This is a genomic window from Pseudarthrobacter sp. DSP2-3-2b1 (assembly GCF_049895945.1).
GTDB lineage: Bacteria > Actinomycetota > Actinomycetes > Actinomycetales > Micrococcaceae > Arthrobacter.
In genome coordinates this window covers 1-24,157 of the sequence record NZ_JAFCTI010000004.1, presented here as the reverse complement: position 1 = coordinate 24,157, position 24,157 = coordinate 1, and the positions used below count along the sequence as shown (strand labels likewise).

At 66.5% G+C, this 24,157-nt stretch carries 24 protein-coding genes and 2 pseudogenes; 17 read left to right on the top strand and 9 right to left on the bottom strand.

All coding sequences use genetic code 11. The features are described 5' to 3' along the window. Positions 1-68: 68 nt before the first annotated feature. Positions 69-329 carry a hypothetical protein gene (locus ACP7AX_RS06645; protein WP_426225995.1) on the top strand — a complete coding sequence of 87 codons (261 nt, stop codon included), beginning with the start codon at positions 69-71 and terminating at the stop codon, positions 327-329. Positions 330-366: 37 nt separating this feature from the next. Here the strand turns inward: ACP7AX_RS06645 and ggt are convergent, their stop codons facing one another. From ggt to ACP7AX_RS06630, 3 genes are all read right to left on the bottom strand, one after another. Further along, complete coding sequence (ggt, locus tag ACP7AX_RS06640) at positions 367-2,193, bottom strand: gamma-glutamyltransferase (protein ID WP_426225857.1); 1,827 nt, start codon at positions 2,191-2,193, stop codon at positions 367-369. A 137-nt stretch (positions 2,194-2,330) separates the two neighbouring features. Beyond that, a complete protein-coding gene (locus ACP7AX_RS06635) occupies positions 2,331-3,587 on the bottom strand; it encodes an MFS transporter (RefSeq protein ID WP_426225856.1) in 1,257 nt (418 codons plus the stop codon). Beyond that, entirely contained in the window at positions 3,584-5,743 is a 2,160-nt protein-coding gene (locus ACP7AX_RS06630; RefSeq protein ID WP_426225855.1) for an elongation factor G-like protein EF-G2, read from the bottom strand. Before ACP7AX_RS06630 ends, ACP7AX_RS06635 begins: the two co-directional genes overlap by 4 nt. Before the next feature lie 160 nt (positions 5,744-5,903). Between ACP7AX_RS06630 and ACP7AX_RS06625 the strand changes: the two genes are divergently transcribed. After that, a complete protein-coding gene (locus ACP7AX_RS06625) occupies positions 5,904-6,485 on the top strand; it encodes a hypothetical protein (protein WP_426225854.1) in 582 nt (193 codons plus the stop codon). A 2-nt stretch (positions 6,486-6,487) separates the two neighbouring features. Here the strand turns inward: ACP7AX_RS06625 and ACP7AX_RS06620 are convergent, their stop codons facing one another. Then, the gene (locus tag ACP7AX_RS06620; RefSeq protein WP_426225853.1) at positions 6,488-7,426 is read right to left on the bottom strand and encodes a 5'-3' exonuclease; all 939 of its coding nucleotides are present in this window, start codon (positions 7,424-7,426) and stop codon (positions 6,488-6,490) included. A gap of 53 nt (positions 7,427-7,479) precedes the next feature. Here ACP7AX_RS06620 and ACP7AX_RS06615 point away from each other — a divergent pair, with 53 nt between their 5' ends. The 4 genes from ACP7AX_RS06615 (at position 7,480) to ACP7AX_RS06600 (ending at position 10,783) form a co-directional block, all read left to right on the top strand. Continuing rightward, the gene (locus tag ACP7AX_RS06615) at positions 7,480-8,088 is read left to right on the top strand and encodes an alpha/beta fold hydrolase (RefSeq protein ID WP_426225852.1); all 609 of its coding nucleotides are present in this window, start codon (positions 7,480-7,482) and stop codon (positions 8,086-8,088) included. A gap of 72 nt (positions 8,089-8,160) precedes the next feature. Continuing rightward, on the top strand, positions 8,161-8,628 hold the full coding sequence (locus tag ACP7AX_RS06610; RefSeq protein ID WP_426225851.1) for a hypothetical protein: 468 nt from the start codon (positions 8,161-8,163) through the stop codon (positions 8,626-8,628). Continuing rightward, complete coding sequence (locus tag ACP7AX_RS06605; protein ID WP_426225850.1) at positions 8,625-10,334, top strand: DUF5671 domain-containing protein; 1,710 nt, start codon at positions 8,625-8,627, stop codon at positions 10,332-10,334. Before ACP7AX_RS06610 ends, ACP7AX_RS06605 begins: the two co-directional genes overlap by 4 nt. A 53-nt stretch (positions 10,335-10,387) precedes the next feature. Beyond that, positions 10,388-10,783 (top strand): VOC family protein, encoded by a 396-nt coding sequence (locus ACP7AX_RS06600; RefSeq protein WP_426225849.1) that lies wholly within the window; start codon positions 10,388-10,390, stop codon positions 10,781-10,783. Between the two features lie 3 nt (positions 10,784-10,786). Here ACP7AX_RS06600 and ACP7AX_RS06595 read toward each other — a convergent pair whose 3' ends face one another. Both ACP7AX_RS06595 and ACP7AX_RS06590 read right to left on the bottom strand, forming a co-directional pair. Beyond that, positions 10,787-11,002: a transcriptional regulator gene (locus ACP7AX_RS06595; protein WP_104174334.1), complete on the bottom strand. Its 216-nt coding sequence runs from the start codon at positions 11,000-11,002 to the stop codon at positions 10,787-10,789. A 55-nt stretch (positions 11,003-11,057) separates the two neighbouring features. Next, positions 11,058-11,294 carry a hypothetical protein gene (locus ACP7AX_RS06590; RefSeq protein ID WP_426225848.1) on the bottom strand — a complete coding sequence of 79 codons (237 nt, stop codon included), beginning with the start codon at positions 11,292-11,294 and terminating at the stop codon, positions 11,058-11,060. An 80-nt stretch (positions 11,295-11,374) separates the two neighbouring features. On the opposite strand from ACP7AX_RS06590, the gene ACP7AX_RS06585 reads away from it, so the two are divergent. The 5 genes from ACP7AX_RS06585 (at position 11,375) to ACP7AX_RS06565 (ending at position 15,666) form a co-directional block, all read left to right on the top strand. Beyond that, positions 11,375-12,412 carry a LacI family DNA-binding transcriptional regulator gene (locus ACP7AX_RS06585; protein ID WP_426225847.1) on the top strand — a complete coding sequence of 346 codons (1,038 nt, stop codon included), beginning with the start codon at positions 11,375-11,377 and terminating at the stop codon, positions 12,410-12,412. 126 nt (positions 12,413-12,538) lie between these two features. Next, positions 12,539-13,399 (top strand): DUF4397 domain-containing protein, encoded by an 861-nt coding sequence (locus ACP7AX_RS06580; protein WP_426225846.1) that lies wholly within the window; start codon positions 12,539-12,541, stop codon positions 13,397-13,399. A gap of 147 nt (positions 13,400-13,546) precedes the next feature. Continuing rightward, the gene (locus tag ACP7AX_RS06575; protein ID WP_426225845.1) at positions 13,547-14,284 is read left to right on the top strand and encodes a class F sortase; all 738 of its coding nucleotides are present in this window, start codon (positions 13,547-13,549) and stop codon (positions 14,282-14,284) included. Between the two features lie 49 nt (positions 14,285-14,333). Further along, the gene (locus ACP7AX_RS06570) at positions 14,334-14,912 is read left to right on the top strand and encodes an RNA polymerase sigma factor (protein WP_426225844.1); all 579 of its coding nucleotides are present in this window, start codon (positions 14,334-14,336) and stop codon (positions 14,910-14,912) included. Then, positions 14,899-15,666: an anti-sigma factor domain-containing protein gene (locus ACP7AX_RS06565; protein ID WP_426225843.1), complete on the top strand. Its 768-nt coding sequence runs from the start codon at positions 14,899-14,901 to the stop codon at positions 15,664-15,666. The genes ACP7AX_RS06570 and ACP7AX_RS06565 overlap by 14 nt, the downstream gene beginning before the upstream one ends. Here the strand turns inward: ACP7AX_RS06565 and ACP7AX_RS06560 are convergent. Next, positions 15,628-16,131: a hypothetical protein gene (locus ACP7AX_RS06560; RefSeq protein WP_426225842.1), complete on the bottom strand. Its 504-nt coding sequence runs from the start codon at positions 16,129-16,131 to the stop codon at positions 15,628-15,630. The two genes, ACP7AX_RS06565 and ACP7AX_RS06560, sit on opposite strands and share 39 nt — an antisense overlap. Positions 16,132-16,294: 163 nt before the next feature. Here ACP7AX_RS06560 and araB point away from each other — a divergent pair, with 163 nt between their 5' ends. The 3 genes from araB (at position 16,295) to araA (ending at position 20,356) form a co-directional block, all read left to right on the top strand. Beyond that, entirely contained in the window at positions 16,295-18,049 is a 1,755-nt protein-coding gene (araB, locus tag ACP7AX_RS06555; RefSeq protein WP_426225841.1) for a ribulokinase, read from the top strand. Beyond that, positions 18,046-18,747: an L-ribulose-5-phosphate 4-epimerase gene (locus tag ACP7AX_RS06550; protein WP_131681500.1), complete on the top strand. Its 702-nt coding sequence runs from the start codon at positions 18,046-18,048 to the stop codon at positions 18,745-18,747. Before araB ends, ACP7AX_RS06550 begins: the two co-directional genes overlap by 4 nt. Before the next feature lie 88 nt (positions 18,748-18,835). Then, positions 18,836-20,356, top strand: coding sequence for an L-arabinose isomerase (gene araA / locus ACP7AX_RS06545; protein ID WP_426225840.1), 1,521 nt, complete (start codon positions 18,836-18,838; stop codon positions 20,354-20,356). Between the two features lie 20 nt (positions 20,357-20,376). On the opposite strand, the gene ACP7AX_RS06540 is transcribed toward araA, so the two are convergent. Further along, the gene (locus ACP7AX_RS06540) at positions 20,377-20,970 is read right to left on the bottom strand and encodes an adenylate kinase (RefSeq protein WP_426225994.1); all 594 of its coding nucleotides are present in this window, start codon (positions 20,968-20,970) and stop codon (positions 20,377-20,379) included. Positions 20,971-21,223: 253 nt separating this feature from the next. On the opposite strand from ACP7AX_RS06540, the gene ACP7AX_RS06535 reads away from it, so the two are divergent. Further along, the gene (locus tag ACP7AX_RS06535) at positions 21,224-21,823 is read left to right on the top strand and encodes a histidine phosphatase family protein (protein ID WP_426225839.1); all 600 of its coding nucleotides are present in this window, start codon (positions 21,224-21,226) and stop codon (positions 21,821-21,823) included. 233 nt (positions 21,824-22,056) lie between these two features. Next, on the top strand, positions 22,057-22,428 hold the full coding sequence (locus ACP7AX_RS06530; RefSeq protein ID WP_426225838.1) for a hypothetical protein: 372 nt from the start codon (positions 22,057-22,059) through the stop codon (positions 22,426-22,428). Positions 22,429-22,437: 9 nt separating this feature from the next. Here the strand turns inward: ACP7AX_RS06530 and ACP7AX_RS06525 are convergent. After that, positions 22,438-23,746, bottom strand: a pseudogene (locus tag ACP7AX_RS06525) (IS256 family transposase). Positions 23,747-23,882: 136 nt separating this feature from the next. Here ACP7AX_RS06525 and ACP7AX_RS06520 point away from each other — a divergent pair. After that, a pseudogene (locus ACP7AX_RS06520) lies at positions 23,883-24,157 on the top strand (HNH endonuclease signature motif containing protein); the annotation flags it as partial.

Genomic DNA, 24,157 nt, shown 5'->3' with positions numbered 1-24,157 from the left:
GGTTGTGAGCACCTGCCCGTCGCCATAGGTCAGACTGGAGGTCAGCCAACGTGAAAGCAGGACCTCCCTTGATCAACCTCCAGCAGGACTCCGAAGGCTTCATCCGCATGAAGCGGCACTTTCCAGCCACTGCCGCTGTGACCATCAAGTTCAGCGACGGTTCGGTGGAGGAGCTCTCCGGCCGCCGGCTTAACGAGATCTACGACAGTGCACTGGCAGATTTCCGGGCGCAGAACCAGTTGGACGCCAAAGGCTTTTCCCGTGGGCCACAGAAAAAGGTCCAGACCGGAATTGAATTTGTGGCCGTCCATCCCGGAATGGGCCAGTAACGCCTCACCGCGTTACTGGCCCCGGCCATGACGCCATTCACCGCGACGGATGAACCACCATCGCCGAGCCTCCGCCGCGCCTGGCGGGTTCGGCCGCGGCCGTCATGCGCCCGTGCCTGTCGAATTCGATGGCTGTGGCGGCACCGATCTCAGCCGTTTCGGAGAACACGTGGCCGAACCTGGTGAACGCACCCGGGTAGGCCGCCGTGAAAGCAGGCTCGGCAACCACCGTGGCCGTGTTCCGTTGAGTGGCACGGGGCGCAGCGATGGCCGCCGGGATATCCATGCCCAGGTCCACGCGGTTGAGGATTGTCTGCAGGACCGTGGTGATGATCATCGAGCCACCGGGTGAGCCAAGGGCCAGGAACGGCTTCCCGTCCTCGAGGATGATGGTGGGCGACATCGAGGAGCGCGGGCGTTTGCCCGGCTCGATCCGGTTCGGGTCTGTGGCGTTGTACACGGTGGAGAAGTCCGTGAGTTCGTTGTTGAGGATGAACCCCCGGCCTGGCACCACAATGCCGGACCCGCCGGTCTGCTCAATGGTCAGGGTGTACTCAACCACGTTGCCCCACTTGTCAGCCACGGTCAGGTTGGTGGTGGAGATGTTCTCCGTGTCCTGTCCGTCTGCTGCCGCTGCGGGCGCAACCGGGCACACGCCGTCGTACGAGTTCACGTCCCCGGCGGCCACCGGCTTAGCGGCCGCCACCCCCGGGTTGATGGCGCAAGCCCGTTCCTTACCGAACAGGGGGTCAGTGAGGTCTTCGGTGGGGACGTCGACGAATGCCGGGTCGCCCACATACTTGGCACGGTCCGCAAAGGCCAGGGCGGTCGCTTCGAAGTAGTGGTGCAGCGCATCCGGCGCGGCCATTTCAGCGAGGTTGAACGGTTCCAGGATGTTCAACGCCTCGCCCACCGTGGTGCCGCCGCTGCTGGAGGGCGCCATGCCGTAGACGTCGTAGCCGCGGTATTCAACGTGCGTGGGCTCACGGTCCAGGGTCTCGTAGGCGGCCAGATCCGCCGTCGTCAGGTAGCCGGCCGGAACAGGCAGCGTGGTGGTGGGGCTCTTCGGCGGGGACTGCACTGTGGCAGCTATCTCCTCGGCGAGCGGACCACCGTAAAAAGCTTCCACGCCCTCGTCACCGAGAAGGCGGTAGGTTGCGGCGAGGTCAGGGTTGCGCATGGTGCTGCCGACCACCGGCAGCTCGCCGCCGGGGAGGAACAGGCTGGTGGTGGCGGGGAAAGCCTCAAACCGGACCCTGTTCTCGTCGGTCTGCTGGCGGAAGGTCTCGTCCACCACAAAGCCATCCTCGGCCACCTCGATGGCGGGCTTGAGGGCCTTGTCCAGGTCCAGGGAGCCCCACCGCTCCAAAGCGCGCTCCCACGTGGCCGGGGTGCCGGGGACGCCCACGGAGACGCCGCTGGTGATCAGTTCGGGTGCGAACCGGTAGGGACTTCCGGCGGGGTTTGCGGGAGTGATGGTGGCGGGGTCGATGAAAGCGTCGGTGGGCATGGTTGCCGGTGCGGTCTCACGGCCGTCGATGGTTTCCACTTTTCCGGTCTTTGCGTCGTAGAAGACGAAGTAGCCGCCTCCTCCGATTCCGGCACTGTAAGGCTCTGTCACACCCAGAGTAGCCGCGGCGGCCACGGCGGCGTCTGCTGCGTTGCCGCCCTCGCGGAGGACCTTGATGGCCGCAACCGTCGCGTCCAGGTCCACGGTGCTGACCGCCCCGCCATACCCGGTGGCTGTGGCTTCCTTGACGGCATCCCGCTGGCCTGCAAACGCCGGGCTGATCACCGCCCCGCCCGTGACACTGACGGCCAGGACAGCCGTCACAGCAGCAAATTGACGTCGCACACTAGGCATGATGGCTCCCAAGTCAGGGTCTCGCGCAGGGTGGGTTTTCGTCACGATACTCCGCCGCATGGAGAGTCTCAAGACTCGAATGCTTCCGGTCCCTACCCCTTTTGCGCGACGTGAAAACCTTGCGTCAGAAAGCCATCTCAGACCGCTTTGTCGGACGTGGCCGACGCCTCGTCAGCCGGCGAGCGCCGGCGCCGGCTGGCGAGCAGGAACGGCACTGCCAAGAGCTCCACCACCCCGCCGACGGCCAGCGACAGTGGGTACCCGTAGACATCGGCAGTGCGGCCCAGCAGCGGCTGCACCACAATCCCCCCGGTGGATCCCATCAGTGAGTCGAAGCTGAGCACTGTGGCCCGCTGTTTCGAGGGGATCATGTCGTTCAGGTAGGCCTGCCGCACCGGTGTTCCCGCGGCCGCGATCAGGGCCCACACCGCGAGCAGCACCAGCGCCACCCAGAAAACCCGGGTAAAGCCGACCGCAATGAGAATCAGCGAACTGACGGCAGTGCTGACGATCAGCACAGTGGTGCGTTTACGGACCAGGCGGCGGATCACCGGGGCCATCCAGCCGCCCGCGATCTGGGATCCGGCCACGAGGGCCGCGGCAAGCCCGGCCACGGTGTAGGCCCGCGGGTCCCCGTAGAGCTCGAGCAGGTACGGCTGGAGAGCGTAAAAGGCATAGAACCCGACGCCGACGCTGAAGGGCGCGGCAAGCATAACGAAGCGGACCGGCGGGTTTTTCAGGCCGTTGTCGATGGAGGCAGCCAGGACTGCGCGGGTGGCCGCCAGGGGACGCGAGGAACGGTCCGGAGTGAATCCGACGTCGTGCATCAGCCAGAACGCCACCCCGAACATCGCCACGAGCACTCCTACCCGCACCAGGAACGGCACGCCCAGGCTGGTGGCCTGGGCGAGCGCACCACCGGCAGCCGAGCCCACAAGGGTGGCGGCCCCGGAAACCATCTGGCCCCTGCCAAAGACGGCTTCCAGGTCATCGGAATAGCCCGAGAAGCGCAAGGCATCGACCAGCCAGGCCTCCACTGCCCCGGAGAAGAACGTAAAACCCAGGCCCAGCAGGACCGAGACCACCGCCCAGGACCAGAACGGCGCCTTCCACTGCCAGAGCAGGTAGTACAGGTACGTGGAACCGGCCAGGGTCACGGTACCCAGCAGGAAGGAGGTCCGGCGTCCCCAGCCGTCCGCCACGACGCCGGTGGGTACCTCGAACAGCACCATGCCGGCTGTGAAGAAGGCGTTGGCCGCGAACGCTTCGAAGTTGCTGAGTCCGGCATCCAGAAGGAAGAGGGTGTTGATTCCCCAGATGAAGGAAGCGGCAAGCGTATTGCCCAGCGTCAGCGTGAGATAGACGCGTTGGATTTTCCGTGCCGCGGGATTCATGGATTGCCGGGCACCGGCTCATGGCGAAGGTAGCTGCGCCTGAAACGCCCGGTCCCGGCCGTGAGCGCCCGCAGCTCAACGGAATACTTGAGAAGTTCCTGGTCCGGGACTTCGGCGCTGATTTCGGTCAGCTCCCCGCCGGAGGAGTCGGTTCCCGTGAGCCGGCCGCGGCGGGAGGAGAGATCGCTCATCACAGCACCCACATGCTCGTCGGACACGGTGATGCTGACCGAGGACACGGGCTCGAGGAGCTGGATGCGCCCGGCGGCGGCCGCCTCCCGCAGGGCGAGGGCGCCCGCGGCCTGGAAGGCGGCATCGGAGGAGTCAACGCTGTGGGCTTTCCCGCCCCTCAGGGTGACGCGCAGGTCAACCACGGGGAAGCCGGCCGTCAGTCCTTTCTGCATTTGGGCCCGGACCCCCTTTTCCACCGACGAGATGAAAGTTCCCGGGATCACGCCACCCACTGTCTTGTCCACAAATTCGAAGCCGGCGCCCCTGGCCAGCGGTTCGACGTCGATGTCGCAGACCGCGTACTGGCCGTGCCCACCGGACTGCTTGACGTGCCGGCCGTGTCCGGAGGCGGGCGCCGCGAAGGTTTCCCGCAGGGGGGTCACGACGTCGAGGGTGTGCAGCTTTACGCCCTGGTCGCGCAGCCTGTCCAACACCACATCGGCGTGGGCCTCCCCCATGCACCAGAGGATCAGCTGGTGCGTTTCGGGGTTCCGTTCCACCCGGAGTGTCGGATCGCCCGCTGCCACCTTCGCAAGGCTCCGGGCGAGCGCGTCCTCATCGCTTCTGGAGTCCGCCTCGATCGCCACCGGCATCAGCGGTTCGGGCATTTCCCAGGTGGCCAGCAGGAGCGGCTGGTCCTTGCCCGAGATGGTGTCCCCGGTCTCGGCACTTCCCAGTTTCGCCACGGCGCAGATGTCCCCGGCGATGCAGAATGGAACGGGCCGCAGGTTGGCCCCCAACGGGGAATAGAGGTGCGTCAGGCGTTCGTCGGCGTCATGGTCCTGGTGGCCGCGTTCCGCCAGTCCGTGGCCGGCCACGTGCACTGCAGTGTCTTCACGCAGGGTGCCGGAGAAGACCCGGACCAGGCAGACCCGCCCCAGGAACGGGTCCACGGTGGTGCGGACCACCTCGGCAGCCAGCGGGCCGGACGGGTCACACGCCAAGGCTGCTGCCCGGCCCCCGGCAAGGTCGGTTGCTTCGGGGAGGCCGCGCTCCAGGGGCGAGGGAAAGGCCTTGGTCAGGATCTCCAGGAGTTCTGCCGTCCCGAGCCCGGTCACTGCGGAGGTGGGAATGACCGGGAAGAAGGAAGCGCGTTCGACGGCGGTTTCCAGGTCCGCTATGAGGACATCGGTATCGATGTCCTCACCGCCGAGATAGCGGTCCATGAGGGTTTCGTCCTCGCTTTCGGCGATGATCCCTTCGATGAGCTGGCCGCGGGCGGCTTCGGAGCCTGCCAGCTGGTCTGTGCCACCCTGCGAGGTGGATGGCGCTGGCTCTGCAGTTGAGTAGTCGGAGACGGTCCCGGACAACAGGCCAAGCAGCCCAGTTACTTCCCCGCCTGTCCGGACCGGGACGTAGAGCGGCAGCACCGACTCGCCGAAGGTCCGCTGGCAGGCGGCCAGGACGGCGTCGTAATCTGCGCGGGGGTGGTCAAGCCGGGTGATCACCACAGCCCGCGGAGTACCGGCGGTTTCGCACTCACCCCACAGCGCCGTGGTGGTGGCATCGATGCCGTCCACGGCCGAGACAACAAACAGGGCCGCGTCCGCAGCCCGCAGCCCCGCCCGAAGTTCGCCGATAAAATCCGGATACCCCGGCGTATCCAAGAGGTTCACTTTAGTGCCGTCAATGAGCAGCGGAACCACCGACAACGTGACCGAGCGCTGCTGGTGGACGGCGGCAGGATCAGAATCGGTGACGGTTGTTCCCTCGGCGATGGAGCCCTTGCGGCTAATCATGCCGTGGGCAGCCAGCAGTGCCTCAACCAGCATTGTCTTCCCGGCGGCCGAGTGCCCGATCAGCGCCACATTCCGCACCGTAGCCGGGTCCTGGGCTGCGATGCCGGCCTGGGCGTCAGCCCGGCGTACTTCCGGGCCGCCCCGCCCCGCCGTCCGCGCTGCGTCCTTTGTGCCTTTGACTGACATGGGAACCTCCTGGCGTCTTTGCCATCCACCGTGCCGAACCGTGTCCTTCGATTCGACACCCTGGCGGGCGGAACGGCAAGAGCACCACCGCCGGCAAACACCCGGGACCGGAGGATAATGGCAGCCTGGGCCCGGTCAGGGCCGGATTGAGGAGATCCGCATGCAGGCACTGCCACGCATCACGGTGGAGGTGCCCGTGCTCAGCGTGGGAACGGGCCCGGCCGACTTCGATGCCCTCGGCGGCTATGTACTGGGTTTACGCAGGCCACGGGGACTGCATCTGACCCTGCTGCACCTGGGCATCCTGGAGGATTTCGGCCGGGATGTGACGGACTGGACCAAGGGAATCACCGGTGCTGATGACGCAATCCGGCAAACGGCGGCCTGGTTGCGGGCACTGCCGGTCCTGAATGGCTTCGCCGGCACGGCGGAGCGTTTGATTGTGCTCGGCGGCGGCGGTGTCGCCGGGCTCGAGGTGGAGGTGCCGCAGCAGGTGCACGAGTTCCAGGTTGCGCTGGTTCAGGGACTGCACGGGCTGCTGGACTCGCTGCTGGTGGACAACGTGGACGATTTCATCCTCAGCTCGCCTGCCCTGGGCTACCGTTACCCCCACTGGGTTCCCCACGTAGCGGTAGGCCGGCCGAAGACCCGTGACCGTCAGCCCATCGAGATAGCCCCGCTGGAGATCATTTTCGGTCCGTCACAAATCAGGAACGGCCGTTTCCTCCCGCCAACTGGCTGATATCAGCCGCGCCGGTCAAGCGCGGCCAGCAGCCGCGTGACCGAGCCGCCCAGGTTCCACTCAAGCCCGAGACGCTCCAGTTCGGCACGGGAATCGCCAGTGACGGGACGCAGCTGCGCTCCCGCCTCCGCCAGGCTGGGCAGCTCCAGGTCGCGCACGATCTTCACCACGGTGGGCGCGACGCTCAGGTAGTCCGCGGCGGCGGCGAGCCTGGCCCGCACCGGATTAGACAGGCCGCTGCCCCCATCCGTAGCCGCTGCGAGCAGGCTGTCCAGGGTTCCGTACTCCAGCAGGAGTGACGCCGCGGTCTTCTCGCCGATCCCGGCGACGCCCGGCAGCCCGTCCGACGCGTCACCCCGCAGCGTGGCGTAATCGGCATACTGTTCGGGCAGCACCCGGTACTTCCGGACCACCACGGCATCGGTCACTTCCTCGAGGTTCCGCATCCCCCTCGCGGTGTAGATCACCCGCACCCGGCGGGCGTCGTCCACCACCTGGAAAAGATCGCGGTCACCGGTCACAACATCGACCGGAACCTCGGCATGACTGGCGTAGGTGCCGACGACATCGTCCGCCTCATGCTCGGCGGCTCCCACCACCGCAATGCCGGCCAGGTCAAGCACGTGCCGGATCAGCGGGATCTGCGCTTCAAGGGCGTCCGGGACAACCTCGACGTCGGTTCCACCGGCCACCTCTTCAGCAACCCGGTGCGATTTGTAGGTGGGGATCAGGTCAACGCGCCACTGCGGCCGCCAAGCGTCGTCCCAGCAGGCGATGAGATGGGTTGCGCCGTAATCGGTGGTGAGCCGGGCAATCATGTCCAGGAGGCCGCGGACGGCGTTCACCGGTGTGCCATCGGAACGGACGAGGGTGTCCGGGAGTCCGTAGAAGGCACGGAAGTACAGGGATGCGGTGTCGAGCAGCATCAGGCGGGTTGGCATACCTGATCCTGACATGGATTCACCCGTCCGCGTTAGGGACCTATTCTGATGCTATGCCCCGACTCAGCGTTAACGGCGTGGAGCTCTACTACGAAGAACACGGCAAAGGGATTCCCCTCCTGGGCCTGCATGGGACGCCCAGTTCGGCCGTGTTGTGGGAGGACGCCGCGCAGGAACTCGCCCTGCACGGCCGGTGCATTATCTATGACCGTCGCGGCTTCCACCGCAGCGCTCCTGCAGCGCCGTTCGCGGCCCTGCAGCTGGTGGACCACGTGGATGATGCCGCCGCCCTCCTGGCCGCCCTCCACGCCGGACCGGCAGTGGTGATCGGCCGCAGCACAGGGGGTCTGATCGCCATCGAGCTTGCCCGCCGCTTCCCGGACAAAGTGAAGGCGCTGGTCCTGCTGGAACCGGCCCTGTTCACCATCGAGCCGGCCGCTGACGCCTGGGCCCGCACGCTGCGCCGCAGGGTCCTTGAACGCTCCGCAGCCCAAAGTGGACTGGCTGCCGAGGCTGTCATCCGAGAGGCGCTGGGGGACGAAGCCTGGGAATCCCTCCCTGCCGGACTCCAGGGGATGCTGGCCGGAACGAGCGACGCCGTACTCGCCGAAATCAAGGGCCACGGGATGGACCTCAGCGGGGACGCCCTGGTTCTGACCTAGTGGACAGCATCGTGCCGGAATCAGGGCCGGAAGACACCTCCACGGGGGCAGGCAGTACGCCATACTGACGGCATGAACGCCGCGGCGCGAAAACCTGACCGGATCCTCCTCATCATCGTCGCAGCCATTGCCGCTCTGGTGATCGTCGCGTTGGCAGTCGTTTTCACCCGCGGGGAGCCGCAAGTGCTGGACGAGTCGACGCCCGCCGGGGTGGTCCAGCGGTACAGCACCGCGGTGATCAGCGGCGACACCACAACCGCCGATTCCTACCTCACCGACTCGGCGCGCTCACGGTGCCGCGGCTTCGCCGAAAGCGGCCCGCTACCCACCCGGATAGTCCATATTTCCACCACCGAACGAGACAACACCGCGCTCGTTCGGGTCTCAGTGGTCGTCAACACAGGCTCCGGTGGCCCCTTCGGACCGTCCGAGTACGAGATGGAGGACCGGTTCTCCCTGGTGAAGGCCGATGGCAGGTGGATGGTGGACCAGGCGCCGTACCAGCTGCTGTCCTGCACCGGCCCGGCGGTGAAGCCATGACGTCCGAGCTGGACGACGCAAGGACTGCACCGGCAGGTTCCGCGCAGCTGACCCTCCGCCGCCTGATCCTCTACGTCCTGCTGTTCGCCTTGGTGGTGATCGCAGCGATCGGGCTCAGCGGACTGCTGGAGCGTATGTTCACCACAGAAGCAGTGCTGGCGTCCACTGACGTGGCCGGCCTGTCGAGGTCGCTGGCGTTTACCCTGATCGGCGGGCCGCTTGCCGCACTCCTGTGGTGGTTTGTCTGGAGGCGGCTCGACGACCCTGCGGAACGCGCCTCAGCGGGGTGGGGCGTGTACCTGGCAGCCGTTTATGCGGTCTCCCTGATTGTCTCGGCAACGTCACTGCTGGGAATGGTGGCGAGCTTCATCGGCCGGCAGGAGCCGCGGTGGCACACCCTCCTGCCCTCAGGGCTGGTCTGGGCGGCCATCTGGATCTGGCACCGCTGGATGTGGCGCCACCCGGTCAAACATCCCATCGATCTTGATGACATCCCTGCCGTCATCGGGTGGGTCTCCGGGCTGCTGATGGGCGCAATCGCCGCCATCTCCGCACTGGGCGGCCTGCTCGACGTCGCCATCAGGGGCTTCGTCAGCCTGACCCCGGCAGCGGAATCGTGGTGGCAGCCCTTGCTCCGAGCCCTGGTGTGGGCCGTGGGCGGCGGCCTGATCTGGTGGTGGCACTGGTTCAGGGGCGGCGGGCGGAGGCAGCAGACACCCTTGGCGGATGTGGCGCTTATTGGTGCGGGGATCTTCGCAGCGGGCATCACTGCGCTGGTGGGTGCCGGCGTCGCCCTTTTTATCCTCCTGAGATTGGCGTTCGACAGGAGCGTACCCCTGAACGAACTGCTGGCTCCCCTGGGCCCGGCCATCGCGGCGCTCGCCATCGGCGCCCTGGTGTGGCGGTATCACCGCGTGAGCGGGAATGCCCGGTCCGTTGCCACCCGGCGCGCGGGCCTGCTGGTGACTGCCGGGGTTGCCTTGGCGGCGGCCGCCTCGGGGGTCGGTGTGGTGATTAACGCCGCGCTGGCCATGGCGGTGTCACCCCTGGCGGGCGGCGGCACACGCACCCTGCTGCTCGGTGGCCTCAGCTCCCTCCTGGTGGGAGGGCCTGTCTGGTGGCGGGCCTGGAAGCCGGCCAAGCAACCGCGTACGGCCGAAGCCATCCCCCCGGGCCGGCGGATCTACCTCACGGTGTTTTTTGGCGTCAGCGCGGTGGTGGCGCTCATTGCCCTGCTGGTGATTGGCTACCGGCTCTTCGAATTCCTCCTCGGTGACGTTTCCCGGGGCAGCCTTTTGGACCGCGTCCGTGCGCCGCTGGGTCTTTTGATAGCAGCAGGCTTTGTGGCCGCCTATCATTTCGCACTGTGGCGCCGGGAGCGGGTCCTCCTGGCGCCCGCCGCGCCTGCGGCGCCTGCAGCACCCCCGGCCGGCACACTCGAGCACGTCGTCCTGGTGACCTCCGAACGCTCTGAGCCGTTGGTCAAAGCGATCACTGATGCCACCGGCGCCAGGGTGACTGTATGGAAAAGGGCCGACGCCGGGCGCGGACCCGCTGCCTCGGCGGGCGGCCCGAACGGGGAGCCGGAGCCGGCAGCTCAGCTGGTCTCTGCCTTGGCAGGAGTCACAGCGGCGCACGTTCTGGTGGTGACCGGCCAGGGCGCACGGATCGAGGTGATCCCGCTCGAAACCGGCACCAAACGATAAACACGCGGCGCCGGAGCACGGCGCCTTCCCTTCAATACCTGCAGGAGATCACCATGGGCGCAGTAGTACATTTCGAGGTTCCCGCTGACGACGAAGAACGGGCGAGGAACTTCTACTCAGCGGTGTTCGGCTGGGACTTCCAGGTCCTTCCGCCGGAGATGGAGTACAGCCTTGCCATGACCACGCCGATGAACGAGAAGGGTGTTCCGTTGGAACCGGGAGCCATCAACGGCGGGATCTTCCGGCGCGGAGGTGACCTCAAGACTCCGGTGATCACCATCGACGTCGCGGACATCGACGCTGCGCTGGAGCAGATCAGCCGGCTGGGCGGCGAGACGGTGCGGGGCAGGATGGAAGTTCCGGGCTCTGGCTGGAATGCCTACTTCCGTGACCCTGAAGGCAACGTGATGGGACTGTGGCAGAACGCCGGACCAACAGCTCCCGCGTGAGGCTTACTGCTTCCCGTATTTGCGGTGCACGGCCTGTTTGCTGACGCCCAGGCACAGGGCAATGGCCTCCCAGGACAGACCGGCCTGACGGGCCTTCCGGACCAGGGATGCTTCGGTCCGTCCGACTTCCTTCTGCAGCTCAGCCACGGCGTACAGCGCTTCAGCGGGACCTTTGCCGTCCATCGACGCTACAAGTGTCTTCATGCGTTCCACCTCCATGCGTCAACATTAGTTGACGCAAGAAGGAGGTGTCAACATATGTTGACGAGGCTGATCAGGGACTTTCGGGCGTTTCGTCGTTCGCCACCGTTTCGATCCAATCGATCGCCTGATCGGAGAAATAGAAACCGGACCCGTCACCCTGCCCAACCCACCACCCGCCGCCGTCGACCATTCCGCCGGCGTCCGTGATCTCGGCGACGATTCCGGCCGGCACCGCGTCCCCATTGTTCTTAATCAGCCATTCCCGTGTTGACGGCTGCAGTTTCGGCCACCACTGCTCGATACTCATGGCCACAGTCTGCCACCCGGCCGGGTTCCCCGGTAAGGGTCCATTCGCGATTCCCCTGCCCGGTCCCGCACAATGGGCCCATGAAAAAAAGCGACGCCCGCCTGCCGCGGCTTGAAGATGTGGCGGAGCACGCGGGGGTCTCCCACCAGACGGTGTCCCGCGTCATCAACAACCACCCGAACGTCAGCAAAGCCACCCGGGAAAAGGTGGAAGCCGCCATCGCCGAGCTCGGGTACCGCCGGAACACCGCCGCGCGCAGCCTGGTGACCAGGCGCTCGCAGACCATCGGCGTATTGGGCAGCGAACTCGCCCAGTACGGCCCGGCCAACACGCTGCTGGGAGTGGAGCAGGCAGCACGGGACGCCGGCTATTTCGTCAGCATCGCCGCCCTTCGCGCAGTCAGCCGCGAGGCCATTTTCGATGCCCTGCGGCACTTCACCGACCAGTCCGTGGACGGCATCGCCGTGCTGGTTCCGCACTCCGAAACCCTGGCGATCCTCGAGGAGTACAACGCCGGCGTTCCCGTCATTGCCGTCGGCTCGCTGGGCAGCGCAACGGTGAGCGGTGCGATGGTGGACCAGAAGCGCGGTGCCGAGCTCGCCGTCGGGCATCTCATTGAACGTGGCCACCGGCGGATCGGCCATGTGGCCGGGCCCTCCGACTGGACTGACGGGGCCCTCCGCGCCGAGGGCTGGCGCAGCGCGCTCTCCGAGGCCGGACTCCCCCACGACCTGTTGCTGGAAGGCGACTGGAGCGCCGGCAGCGGCTACGACATCGGCCGCAGGCTCGCCGCCGAGCGCTCAGCCGCCGAGCCCTCCGCGACAGCGCTTTTTGTGGGGAACGACCAGATGGCCCTGGGCATCCTGCGCGCCTTCAACGAGGCAGGAGTCCGGGTTCCCGACGACGTCTCCGTGGTGGGCTTCGACGATCAGCCGGAGTCTGCGTACTTCAGCCCGCCGCTCACCACTGTCCGCCAGGACTTCGAGGAACTCGGGCGCCGCTGCATGGACATCATGCTCAAGGAGATCGAAGCCGGAGCTCCGGTCAGCTCCACAGTGGTCACCCCGGGGCTTCTGCTCCGGGCCAGCACGGCTCCGCCGGCGGCCAGTTCCGGCTAGTCCTTCCGGAACCTAAAAAGTTTCTTTGGAAAAATTCCATGCAAGTGCATCCAGATTCGATGCTGCGCCGGTAGTAGGGGTGTAAGCAAAAAATGCCCGCGAGGCGGGCCGATGAAGGAGCAGGACATGCGTAGAAGCATTTTCACAGCAGGCGCGGGCGCAGCAGCAATTGCGGCAGCAATCGCTCTCGCCGGCCCGGCCCAGGCCGCTGAAGGCGACGCCCAGCTTTCAGTACTGCACGGCGTTCCGGGACTCACGGTGGACGTCTGGGTCAACGGCGACCGCACCCTTGACGATTTCACGCCCGGAACCCTGGCCGGGCCGCTGGCTTTGCCCGCCGGCGCCTACGAACTGGCCATCACCGCCTCGGATGCCGCGGATGCCTCGGCTCCTGTGATCGGTCCCGTAACGGTGACGCTGGCCGCGAACGGCAACTACACGGCGGTCGCCAACCTCGATGCGGCCGGCAAGCCGACCGCCAATTTCTTCACCAATGATGTCTCGCAGATCGCGGCAGGCAAGGGCAAGCTGACCGTCCGGCACACCGCAGCAGCCCCCGCAGTGGATGTCCTGGCCGGCGGCGCCCCCGTCATCACCAACCTGGCCAACCCCAACGAGCAGACCCTGAGCCTAGACCCCGGTACCGTACCGGCGGCAGTTGCCGCAACAGGCACCACGGCGCCGGTCATCGGCCCGGCGGATGTCACCGTCACCGAGGGGACCCACACGATCGTTTACGCCTGGGGCAGCCTGGCGGACAACAACCTCCAGCTGGCCGTCCAGACGATCGAAGGCCTCCACTCCTCACCCGGGTCAGTACCGGGAGCGCGTGACGGCTCGTCCGGTACCGCAGCAGCAACCGCACCGGCAGGCATGGCATCAGCCGGAGCAACCGTGGCAGTCATCGGCTTCAGTGCCTTGGGGCTGGCGCTCCTGGTGGGCGGCATGAATGTCGCCCGCACGGTCGCCGGCCGGCGGGTGAAGTAGCACCGCAGCGAAGGTAGTCCTGCAGGAGCAGCTGTAATCGGCCCGGCCGCCCGGTGTGAACCGGCCGGCCGGGCCACCTCCCTTACCAGCCAACGCAAACCAGCCAACGCGGCAAACCCTCCCGGGCTTGCGCGGGGAAGACCGGTCATGAAAACCAGCACCACGACGGCGGTGATCGCCCGCCGTCGTCCGTCGCCGCCGGGTCTTATGGCCTTGGTGGCGGCCGCGCTCCTGCTACCCGCCTGCGTCCCCGCCCCCACCTCCCAGCCCTCCGCACCCATGACGGCGGGCTCCGGCCAAAGCACGGCCCAGGCCGGTGGTCCAACTCCGGGCATCACCCCGGCGGCCGAAACCCCAGCCCCGGGCCCCGCCACCAGCCGGGCTTCTGTTCCCGCTCCTGTTCCGGCGGCGCCCGCCACCCTGCCGGCACCGACGGTGCCCGTCCCCGCACCGACCACCCTCACGGTGGCCGGAACAACCATCAACATGACCGTGGTCCCGGTGGGAGTGGCGGCCGGCGGTGCCATGGAGATCCCCGGGCCCTTCGATCAGGCAGGCTGGTACCGGTTCGGCCCCGCACCCGGGGCAGACGCCGGCACCGCGGTGATCGCCGGTCATATCGACACCACGTCCGATCAGGCGCCGTTCTCGCAGCTGAAATCGCTTGCGGCCGGAACCGCCATCCAGGTGGGACGCCAGGACGCGCCTCCCCTGGTCTACCGGGTGGTCTCGGTGGAACTGATGGCCAAGGACAGGTTCGACGGAGATGCCCTCTTCCGCAGGGCCGGGCCGCACGAACTGAAGGTGGTTACCTGCGGCGGCAGATGGCTGGACGAAGTCAAGGACTACAGCGACAATGTCATTGTCACCGCGGTCCTTGAGTGAGCGGTGATAAGCCGTGAGTCTCGTCACCGACGCCGGGAAGGAGCCCAGTTTGGCACCTCCTGACCAGGCCGCTCCGGGATGGGACGACGCATTGACCGCCGCCTTTGTGGCAGGTGACGAACGGGCGCTGGCTGCGGCCTACCGGGAGTTCGCGCCGCTGGTGCACACGCTGGCATTGCGCTCGCTGCCTGACCGATCGGCGGCCGATGACGTCACGCAGGAAGTCTTTATCCGTGTGTGGCGCTCCCGGAACACGTTTAACCCGCAGGTGGCCCGGCTCCCGGCCTGGATCGTGGGCATCACCCGCAACGTCATCAGTGACACCCAATCCTCCTTCTCCCGGGAAACCAGGAAAGTCATCGCCGCAGCCGGTGCCCGCGGGCCTGGTGAAGCGGTGCCTGAGCCCGAAGCGGCCGAGGTCCTCGCGGACCGGCTGCTCCTGGACGGCGAATTGGACCGGCTCGGCGAACCCCAGGGCTCCATCATGAAGCTCGCCTTCTATGATGACCTGACCCACGAGCAGATCTCACGGAAACTTGAGCTGCCGCTTGGTACGGTCAAGAGCCACATCCGCCGAAGCTTGTCCCATTTGCGAAACAGATTGGAGGTAGACCATGCCGCATCTTGATCCGGAACAGTTGAGCCTCCTCGCACTCTATGACGACTGGCAGGATGAGACCTCGCGTGAGCACCTGCGCGGCTGCGGCGAATGCGCGGCCGACTACGCGGCGCTGCGCCGGGCAGTGAACGCCGTCAAGACTACGCCTGACGCCAGCAGCCTGGCGGCGCCAGGACCACACGTCTGGGCCGGCATCCACCGGGAACTGGGCCTCTCGCCCTCACTGCAGGAAGACCCCCTGGCCACCCTGCAGGGCAAGGCAGCTGCCACTGAACAGGGTTCCCCGCCGGCGAAGCCGCAGTCTCTTGACGAGGCCCGTGTTGCCCGCCGCCGTAAGTCCGCCTGGTGGCAGCGGCCGGGAACGTGGCTGGCTGCTGCAGCGGCAACCGTCGTGGTGGCCACTGCCACTGTTTGGACGTTGAACCAGGCACCCGAGCCCCTCGCGCAGGCCGAGCTCGCCCCGCTGGCCCAGTTCTCTGCCACCGGTTCCGCGAAAGTAGTCAGGGCGAACGATGGCTCCCGAACGCTGGAGGTAAAGCTCAGCAAGGACGAGGCCCAGGGCTACCAGGAAGTATGGCTGATCGCACCGGACCTCTCGCGGCTGGTCAGCCTGGGAGTCATGAACTCCGATACTGGAACCTTCGAAGTCCCTTCCGGCCTGGAGCTCACGGACTTCCCCATTGTGGATGTCTCCGACGAGCCGGTTGATGGGAACCCTGCGCACTCAAGCGTCAGCATCGTCAGGGGCACGCTGAACACCTGATCGCCGTTCTTTCCCCGGGTTGCCTGAGGCTATCCTGTCCCACAGGATGACCAAAAGCAGGGTCACCACCGCTGCTGCGGCATGGAGGTCGATCATCAGTTCCATGGACTGCACGTGGGGCGTTGGCACCGCCAAGTCAGGGACAATCAGGGACCGATGATCATGAGGCACGGCGGAATCCGCCTCCACCGCGGCCAGCCCGGTGAACGCCAGGTGCAGTACTTGCTGCGCCAGGCCCGACGCGAGCAGAACTGCCCATGTACGCAGTTGAAACCGGCCTGCAACGGCGGCCAGCATGCCGGCCAATGCAGCAACGGCGATCAGAACGGAAGCCCTGGGAGGCGGGCCGCCTGAAAGCAGGTGAGCCACGAGACCCAGGCCCACGGCCACCGGCCCCAAGATCCACCCATACCCGGAACGACGCACCCCACGGCCTGCGCTGAGTTGGAGTTCCTGCCGATGCATAAAGGCCCCTTACCCACATCGCATGCCCCTGAACAGTGGAACCTCATGCGGCGTAGCGCGCACCGGCGTATTGCGCACCAACCGTTGTTGACTTCACCTTTGTTAGCGCTCACAATTGATCGCAGGCCGCGAAGTGGCGGCAGCCAATTGGAGGAAGCATTTTATGGACGTCACAGTGGACGGCAGCGAACAGTACGTCATCGGCGTGGACTATGGCACCCTCTCCGGCCGCGCAGTGGTGGTGCGGGTGAGGGACGGCAAGGAACTCGGCAGCGGGGTTTTCGATTACCCGCACGCGGTAGTGACCGGCGCCCTGCCGGCAGACGTAACGGCCGACGGCGCCGTCCCCCTTCCCGGGGAATGGGCGCTTCAGGTCCCCAACGACTACCGGGACGTCCTGCGCCACGCGGTCCCCGCCGCCGTCGCGGACGCGGGCATCGACCCGGCCGCCGTGGTCGGCATTGCCACTGACTTCACCGCCTGCACCATGGTGCCCACCACAGCGGACGGGACACCGCTGAACGAGGTGTCCGGGTTTGCAAACCGTCCGCACGCCTATGTAAAGCTGTGGCGCCACCACGCTGCCCAGCCGCAGGCGGACCGGATCAACCGGCTGGCCGCGGAGCGCGACGAATCCTGGCTGCCGCGCTACGGTGGGCTCATCTCGTCCGAATGGGAATTCGCCAAAGGTTTGCAGCTGCTGGAAGAGGATCCGGATGCCTACGCCGCCATGGACCACTGGGTGGAGGCCGCCGACTGGATTGTCTGGCAACTCTGCGGGCAGTACGTCCGCAACGCCTGCACCGCCGGCTACAAGGGCATCTACCAGGACGGCCGCTACCCCTCCGAGGACTTCCTGGCCGCGCTGAACCCGGAGTTCAAGGATTTCGTCAGCACCAAACTTGAGCACACCATCGGCCGCCTGGGCGAGGCTGCCGGCTACCTCACGGCCGAGGCCGCCGGGTGGACAGGCCTGCCGGAGGGCATCGCCGTGGCTGTGGGCAACGTGGACGCGCACGTGACCGCCCCGGCCGCCCGTGCCGTGGAGCCCGGCCAGCTGGTGGCCATCATGGGCACCTCCACCTGCCACGTCATGAACGGCACTGAACTGCGCGAAGTCCCCGGCATGTGCGGCGTAGTGGACGGCGGCATCGTGGACGGCCTCTGGGGGTATGAAGCAGGGCAGTCCGGCGTGGGCGACATCTTCGGCTGGTTCACCAAAAACGGCGTGCCCCCGGAATACCACCAGGCTGCCGCCGGCAAGGGCCTGGGCATCCACGAGTACCTCACCGAGCTCGCCGCCGTGCAGGCGATCGGTGAGCACGGCCTGATCGCCCTGGACTGGCACTCCGGCAACCGCTCGGTACTCGTGGACCACGAACTCTCCGGCGTGGTGGTGGGCCAGACCCTCGCCACGAAGCCCGAGGACACCTACCGTGCCCTGCTCGAGGCAACGGCCTTTGGCACCCGCACCATCGTTGACGCCTTCCGCGATTCGGGGGTGCCCGTCAAGGAGTTCATCGTGGCCGGCGGACTCCTGAAGAACAAGCTCCTGATGCAGATCTACGCGGACATCACGGGCCTGAAGCTGTCCACTATCGGCTCGAGCCAGGGTCCGGCGCTGGGCTCCGCGATCCACGCCGCCGTAGCGGCCGGAAAGTACGCCGACATCCGCGAGGCCGCGGCAGCCATGGGCTCCGAACCCGGCGACGTGTACACGCCCATCCCGGAAAACGTTGCCGCATATGAGGAGCTGTTCCAGGAATACCGCACGCTCCACGATTACTTCGGCCGCGGCGCCAACGATGTGATGCACCGGCTCAAGGCAATCCAGCGCAGGGCCGCCGCAGTGTCCGCCGCCGGCGCTGGCGCAGGCGCACAACCCTCCATCCCTGCAACCGTTGGAGCCTCCGCATGAGCGCTGGAACAGCGATCCTGGACACCATCGCCCGGGTCCGGGAGGACGTCTGCACCCTGCACGCCGAACTCACCCGCTATGGACTGGTGGTGTGGACCGCCGGCAACGTCTCCGCCCGCGTGCCCGGCCACGAGCTCATGGTCATCAAGCCCTCCGGCATTTCGTATGACGACCTGACGCCGGAGCAGATGGTGGTTACCGACCTCTACGGCGTCCCGGTGGATGGCGATGAAGAAGGTGAGTGGGGCAACCCGCCGTTGTCGCCGTCGTCGGATACTGCCGCTCACGCGTACGTGTACCGGAACATGCCCGACGTCGGCGGTGTGGTGCACACCCACTCCACCTACGCCACGGCGTGGGCTGCCCGGGGTGAGTCCATCCCCTGCGTGCTGACCATGATGGGCGATGAATTCGGCGGGTCCATCCCGGTGGGACCCTTCGCGCTGATCGGCGACGACTCGATCGGCCAGGGCATTGTGGAGACGCTGAAGAACTCGAACTCCCCCGCGGTGCTGATGCAGAACCACGGCCCGTTCACCATCGGCAAGGACGCCCGGTCCGCGGTGAAGGCCGCCGTGATGTGCGAGGAAGTGGCCCGGACTGTCCACATTTCGCGCCAGCTGGGTGAACCGGTGGCCATCGACCAGGGCCACGTGGACTCCCTCTACGCCCGCTACCAGAACGTCTACGGCCAATAACATGCGGCCCGGCCAACCGGCCCAGCCATCCGGCCGGCACACCGCGCCGCCAGCCCACGCAAACTTACCTACTTTCGCAGGAGAACCCATGAGCACCGCAGCAAACACTTCCCTCGACGGCTACGAGGTCTGGTTCCTCACCGGCAGCCAGCACCTCTACGGCGAGGACGTCCTCAAGCAGGTGGCCGCCCAGTCCCAGGAGATCGCCAACCAGCTCAACGCCTCCTCCGCCGTGCCGGTCAGGATCGTCTGGAAGCCCGTCCTGACCGACTCGGACGCCATCCGCCGCACCGCACTGGAAGCGAACTCGGACGATTCCGTCATCGGCGTCACGGCCTGGATGCACACGTTCTCCCCGGCCAAAATGTGGATCAACGGGCTGGATCTGCTGCGTAAGCCGCTCCTGCACCTGCACACCCAGGCCAACGTTGAGCTCCCGTGGGCGGACATCGATTTCGATTTCATGAACCTGAACCAGGCCGCGCACGGTGACCGCGAGTTCGGCTACATCCAGTCCCGGCTGGGCATCGCCCGCAAGACCGTGGTGGGGCACGTCTCCAACCCCGAGGTGGCACGCCAGGTGGGCGTCTGGCAGCGCGCCGCTGCCGGCTGGGCCGCCGTCCGCACCCTCAAGCTGACCCGCTTCGGCGACAACATGCGCAACGTCGCCGTCACCGAAGGCGACAAGACCGAGGCCGAGCTCCGCTTCGGCGTCTCCGTCAACACCTGGTCAGTCAACGAACTCGCCGACGCCGTGCACGGCGCCGCAGAGGCCGACGTCGACACCCTGGTTGCCGAGTACGAAGAGCTTTACGATGTGGTGCCGGAGCTCCGCGCCGGCGCGGCCCGCCACGATTCCCTCCGCTACGGCGCCCGCATCGAACTGGGCCTGCGCAGCTTCCTGGAAGCCAACGGCTCCGCCGCCTTCACCACCTCCTTTGAAGACCTGGGCGCGCTCCGCCAGCTCCCCGGCCTCGCAGTCCAGCGGCTGATGGCTGACGGCTACGGCTTCGGCGCCGAGGGCGACTGGAAGACCGCCATCCTGGTGCGGGCAGCGAAGGTGATGGGGGCAGGCCTGCCCGGCGGCGCGTCCCTGATGGAGGACTACACGTACCACTTGGCGCCCGGCGCGGAGAAGATCCTGGGCGCGCACATGCTTGAAGTCTGCCCGTCCCTGACGGCCGGAAAGCCGAGCCTGGAGATCCACCCGCTGGGCATCGGCGGCCGCGAGGATCCCGTCCGCCTGGTGTTCGACGCCGATGCCTCCGCGGGCGTGGTGGTGGCCCTTTCGGACATGCGGGACCGCTTCCGCCTGGTGGCCAACGCCGTGGAGGTGGTGCCGCTGGATCAGCCGCTGCCCAACCTTCCCGTAGCCCGCGCGCTGTGGCAACCGAAGCCCGACTTCGCGACCTCGGCCGCCGCATGGCTCACCGCAGGAGCCGCCCATCACACCGTGCTGAGCACCGCCGTCGGCATGGATGTGTTTGAGGACTTTGCCGAGATCGCCAAGACCGAGCTCCTCACCATCGACGAGGACACCACCATCCGCCAGTTCAAGAAGGACCTGAACTGGAACGCCGCCTACTACAAGCTCGCCGGCGGGCTTTAGCGGCCGGCCGGGGCCGGCGGCTACTGTTCGCTGCCGGCTGCTCCGGCTGCTCCGGCCTGTTCACTGATGCTGCCCAGTACCCTGTCCGTGACCTGGTCGATCCCGCCGATGCCGTCAACCTGCGTGAGGATCCCCCGCCTGGCGTACCTGGCCACCACGGCCTCGGTTTGCTGGTGGTAGAGATCGAGCCGGTGGCGGATGACACTTTCATTGTCATCGCTCCGCCCGGTTTCCTTTGCCCTGCCCAGCAGTCGGGACACGAGCTCCTCGTCGTCCGCTGTCAGCTGGAGGACCACGCCGAGCTCCTGGTCGGCAGCGCCGAGGATCCCGTCCAGATAGTCCACTTGTGCGATGGTGCGCGGGTAGCCGTCCAGCAGGAAGCCGCTCCTGGCGTCGTCCTGGCTGAGGCGGTTCCGCACCATTTCGTTCGTGACGCTGTCCGGCACGAAGTCCCCGTTGTCCATATACTTCCGGGCCTCGAGTCCCAGTGGCGTGCCGCCCTTGACGTTGGCGCGGAAAATATCGCCCGTCGAAATAGCCACTACACCGAGGCGTTCGGAAATCCGCTCCGCCTGGGTTCCCTTGCCCGAACCGGGTGGGCCAATAATCAGCATTCTCGTCATGTAAAGCCCCTTTGCTGGTTCTGAAGACGTCGTCGTCCTGGGTGCGGTGCTGCGGACCAAAAGGTTGCGGCCGGGCAGCACCGGCACCAACAGCAGGGTACGACGGCGGGAGGCCCCGCCGTCGTACTCTTCCGTTTTGTGCTGTTACCGGTAGCGGTGGTGCAGTGAGCGGTGGTGCAGTGAGCGGCGGATGCTGCGGCCCCGGATTCCGGGACACTGCTTGCGTCAGGGCACAATGGGAGGCATGACCCTTACGACGTTCGCTCTCGTCCGCCACGGCCAGACAGACTGGAATGCGCAGCGCCGGCTGCAGGGTTCTACCGACATTCCGCTGAACGACGTCGGCCGCGGGCAGGCGCGGGACGCCGTCGCCACACTGTCCGGCTACGAGTGGGACGCCATTGTGTCTTCTCCGCTGAGCCGTGCGGCGGAAACCGCGCACCTCATCGCCGGTGGGCTCGGCCGCAGTGTGGCCCGCCACGTTCCGGAGTTGACCGAGCGGAGCTTTGGCCCCGCGGAGGGCATGCAGGCCGGCCCTGAGCTGGAGGCGCTGCGGATTCCCGGCGGCTTCCGTGGTGCCGAGAGCGAGGACGAGGCTGCCAGCCGCGGACTGGCCGCCCTTGAAGGATTGGCCCGGGAGTTCCGCGGAGGCCGTGTCCTGGTAATCGCCCACGGAACGCTCCTGCGCGTCAGCCTCAGCCGGGCAATCGGCCAGGCACTGAAGAGCATCGACAACGCCGCGCTCAACCTTGCCCACCACCACGCCGAGAACGGTTGGGAACTCAAGTACTACAACGGCGAACACTTAAACGGCGAACGGCTAGCTATCCCCGCGCAGGGCTGAGCGGTCCTTGGCCGGCAGGCGCGTCCTGCCGGCGGCTTGTGTTGGTGGGGGCGTCCTGGAAGGCATGTTCTGTCAGCTCCACTCAAATTGTCAGTGGTCCACGAGATGATTTGAACATGGAAAACAAGGCCGCAGCTGAAGCGCCGGAGGGCAACGATTCTGCTGCCACCGCGTCTGCTGTAGCCCCTCCCGGCAACACCTTAATTGTCGGTGCTCCGCGGGATGATGTGTGTATGGAAAGCACGACGGCGGACGAGGTTCTGGACGAGGTGCTGTTCCCGTCGGATCCGTTGCGCCGGCGGAAGGATTTTTGCCTGGACCGGTTGGCCGGGATTGCCAGGCTTGAGGCCCGGACGGCGGCGGAGAAGGTCCGGGTCCTCGCGGAATTGGTCGAAGTCTGTGCAGCGTTGGACCCGCCGGGGCAGTCGCCGCAGGAGGCCACGGCTCAGGAAATGTCGTTGGTCGCTGAGGTCGCGTGTGTCCTGACTGTCGGTGAGCGGACCGCCGGGGCCTTGCTGGCCGAATCCTTGGAACTTACCAACGCTTTGCCGTTGACCCTGTCGGCGTTGCAGGACGGGAGCCTGTCAAGTTGTTTGTGTAAGTGAGGTGGAGTCTCATTGGTTTAGGTAGGGTCCGAGTCTGTCGGGATAGTTCAGGACGAGGACGCCAAGGGCTTCGCTCCATCCTGGTGAGAAGGTTCCCTCGATGAGTCTGTTGACGGTCTTGGACCGGTTCTCCCGGGCTTTGCCCTCGAGTTTGACCCGTGCGCTGGCGCGTTTGTCCTCGATGTTGCAGATCGCCAGCCAAAGCAGCTTCACGGCCGCCTGGTCGTTGGGGAAATGCCCGCGGTTCTTGATGATCTTGCGGAGCTGGTAGTTCAGCGACTCGATGGCGTTGGTGGTGTAGATGATCCGGCGAACCGGCGGCGGGAACGCCAGGAACGGGATGAATTTCTCCCAACCGTTACGCCAGGTCCGGACAGTTGCGGGATACTTCCGTCCCAGATCGGAGGCCTCGAACGCATCGAGTGCTTCCTGCGCTGCATCGGCCGTCGGGGCGGTGTAAATCGGCCGCAGGGCGGAGGCGACCTTCTTCCGGTCCTGGTAGCCGACGAAACGCATCGAGGCACGGATCAGGTGAACGACGCAGGTCTGGACGGTCGCGGCTGGCCACGTCGCGGCGATCGCCTCAGGGAATCCGGTGAGCCCGTCGCAGCAGACGAACAGGACGTCCTTCACGCCGCGGTTGGCGAGCTCGGCGCAGACCCCTGCCCAGAACTTCGCGCCCTCGGTGGCTTCGACCCAGATCCCCAGAACGTGCTTGATGCCGTCCAGGTCCACGCCGACGGCAATGTGCGCGGCACGGTTCTGGACCTGGTGCCCATCTCGAACCTTGACGATGATCGCGTCCAGATACAGGATCGGATACAGCGGCTCCAGGGGTCGTTTCTGCCACTCCATCACCTCGTCCAGGACCTCATCGGTGATCTTCGAAATCGTCTCGTGGGACAGCTCCGTGCCCAGGGTGGATTCCAGATGGTGGGCGATGTCCCGGACGGTCATTCCCCCGGCGTAAAGGCTGATAATGATGTCATCCAGGCCGCTTGTACGGCGCGCACCCTTGGGGACCAGGCGCGGGGTGAATGACCCGTCACGGTCCCGCGGCACGGCCAGATCCACGTCCCCCGCGGAAGTCCCGAGCGTCTTGGGGTAGGACCCGTTCCGCGCGTTGGGCAGGAAACGCCCGATCGGGTCGCCCTTGTCATAGCCCAGGTGCCCGGGACAGTTCGGCCTGCAGCCCGCGTTCCAGCGAGGCCTTGATCAGTTGCTGGATGAAACCGTCCCTGCCATCGAGTTCCAGCTGGCCGGAATCGATCTGGTTCATCAGCTCATCGAACGCGCCGGAAGCCTTCAATGCCTCCATGCTGCCGGCAGCCGCGGCCCTTGCGGGCCAGCTCCTCCGGCAGCACTTCACGAGGTTTAGTCATAGCCACAATGATTCTCCAATCACTCCAGCGACTACAGCCCTCCTACACAAACAATCTGACACCCCCCAGGACGGGACCATTTCCTGGCAGCATGCCCGGGTGATGGTGGACGAGACCGCCAACCTTGACCCCGCCGGCGCGCAGGCGTTGGAGGCGCATTTCCTGGACCCTGAGGCGCCCAACCCGGCGCGCGGGTGTCCCGCCGGCGAACTCATCCCCTCCCGGTTCCGGCAGAAGGCCCGGACCTGGCGGGAACGCCACCACCCGGTGAGCATCGAAAAACGCCACCTGAAGTCCGTGGCGGACCGCAGGCTGGAATACCGTCCGGACCGGGACGGCATGGCCTG

What these genes read in the sequence shown, in the direction of transcription:
- ACP7AX_RS06540 (WP_426225994.1), bottom strand. Translation starts at nt 20,970, where the DNA reads ATGCTGATTATTGGCCCACCCGGTTCGGGCAAGGGAACCCAGGCGGAG.
- ACP7AX_RS06635 (WP_426225856.1), bottom strand. Translation starts at nt 3,587, where the DNA reads ATGAATCCCGCGGCACGGAAAATCCAACGCGTCTATCTCACGCTGACG.
- ACP7AX_RS06530 (WP_426225838.1), top strand. Translation starts at nt 22,057, where the DNA reads ATGGAAAGCACGACGGCGGACGAGGTTCTGGACGAGGTGCTGTTCCCG.
- ACP7AX_RS06630 (WP_426225855.1), bottom strand. Translation starts at nt 5,743, where the DNA reads ATGTCAGTCAAAGGCACAAAGGACGCAGCGCGGACGGCGGGGCGGGGC.
- ACP7AX_RS06610 (WP_426225851.1), top strand. Translation starts at nt 8,161, where the DNA reads ATGAACGCCGCGGCGCGAAAACCTGACCGGATCCTCCTCATCATCGTC.
- ACP7AX_RS06565 (WP_426225843.1), top strand. Translation starts at nt 14,899, where the DNA reads ATGCCGCATCTTGATCCGGAACAGTTGAGCCTCCTCGCACTCTATGAC.
- araB (WP_426225841.1), top strand. Translation starts at nt 16,295, where the DNA reads ATGGACGTCACAGTGGACGGCAGCGAACAGTACGTCATCGGCGTGGAC.
- ggt (WP_426225857.1), bottom strand. Translation starts at nt 2,193, where the DNA reads ATGCCTAGTGTGCGACGTCAATTTGCTGCTGTGACGGCTGTCCTGGCC.
- ACP7AX_RS06560 (WP_426225842.1), bottom strand. Translation starts at nt 16,131, where the DNA reads ATGCATCGGCAGGAACTCCAACTCAGCGCAGGCCGTGGGGTGCGTCGT.
- ACP7AX_RS06580 (WP_426225846.1), top strand. Translation starts at nt 12,539, where the DNA reads ATGCGTAGAAGCATTTTCACAGCAGGCGCGGGCGCAGCAGCAATTGCG.
- ACP7AX_RS06595 (WP_104174334.1), bottom strand. Translation starts at nt 11,002, where the DNA reads ATGGAGGTGGAACGCATGAAGACACTTGTAGCGTCGATGGACGGCAAA.
- ACP7AX_RS06605 (WP_426225850.1), top strand. Translation starts at nt 8,625, where the DNA reads ATGACGTCCGAGCTGGACGACGCAAGGACTGCACCGGCAGGTTCCGCG.
- ACP7AX_RS06535 (WP_426225839.1), top strand. Translation starts at nt 21,224, where the DNA reads ATGACCCTTACGACGTTCGCTCTCGTCCGCCACGGCCAGACAGACTGG.
- ACP7AX_RS06550 (WP_131681500.1), top strand. Translation starts at nt 18,046, where the DNA reads ATGAGCGCTGGAACAGCGATCCTGGACACCATCGCCCGGGTCCGGGAG.
- ACP7AX_RS06620 (WP_426225853.1), bottom strand. Translation starts at nt 7,426, where the DNA reads ATGCCAACCCGCCTGATGCTGCTCGACACCGCATCCCTGTACTTCCGT.
- ACP7AX_RS06615 (WP_426225852.1), top strand. Translation starts at nt 7,480, where the DNA reads ATGCCCCGACTCAGCGTTAACGGCGTGGAGCTCTACTACGAAGAACAC.
- ACP7AX_RS06600 (WP_426225849.1), top strand. Translation starts at nt 10,388, where the DNA reads ATGGGCGCAGTAGTACATTTCGAGGTTCCCGCTGACGACGAAGAACGG.
- ACP7AX_RS06585 (WP_426225847.1), top strand. Translation starts at nt 11,375, where the DNA reads ATGAAAAAAAGCGACGCCCGCCTGCCGCGGCTTGAAGATGTGGCGGAG.
- ACP7AX_RS06590 (WP_426225848.1), bottom strand. Translation starts at nt 11,294, where the DNA reads ATGAGTATCGAGCAGTGGTGGCCGAAACTGCAGCCGTCAACACGGGAA.
- ACP7AX_RS06625 (WP_426225854.1), top strand. Translation starts at nt 5,904, where the DNA reads ATGCAGGCACTGCCACGCATCACGGTGGAGGTGCCCGTGCTCAGCGTG.
- araA (WP_426225840.1), top strand. Translation starts at nt 18,836, where the DNA reads ATGAGCACCGCAGCAAACACTTCCCTCGACGGCTACGAGGTCTGGTTC.
- ACP7AX_RS06575 (WP_426225845.1), top strand. Translation starts at nt 13,547, where the DNA reads ATGAAAACCAGCACCACGACGGCGGTGATCGCCCGCCGTCGTCCGTCG.